Origin of the sequence: Pseudoalteromonas sp. 20-MNA-CIBAN-0454 (assembly GCF_040308685.1) — a bacterium.
GTDB classification, from domain to species: Bacteria; Pseudomonadota; Gammaproteobacteria; order Enterobacterales; family Alteromonadaceae; genus Pseudoalteromonas; species Pseudoalteromonas nigrifaciens.
The window spans coordinates 1-235 of sequence record NZ_JBEOOB010000246.1; the positions used below are offsets into that span (position 1 = coordinate 1).

Annotated in this window: 1 protein-coding gene; it reads left to right on the top strand. The window is 49.4% G+C overall.

The window, feature by feature from the left end; translation table 11 throughout:
- Positions 1-235, top strand: a 235-nt coding sequence (locus AAEZ22_RS18645; RefSeq protein WP_502935275.1) for an AMP-binding enzyme, incomplete at both ends; no start/stop codon positions are given.

The following is a 235-nucleotide window of genomic DNA, read 5'->3' on the forward strand; positions in this document are numbered from 1 at the left end:
TTCAGGATCAGTTAAAAGGCGAGTTGCCCATTGCTTTTTGTGTGCTAAAAGATCATGACCAAGTAGCGACGACCGAAAACCGCTTCCGTATTGAGCAGCAAGTGATTGGGGCAGTGGTAAAATCTCTTGGTGGTATCGCAAGGCCCGCGGCGATTTATTTCCCGCAAGCATTACCCAAAACGCGCTCTGGCAAAATCCTACGCCGTGCTATTCGCGCATTAGCAGAGAATAAGCC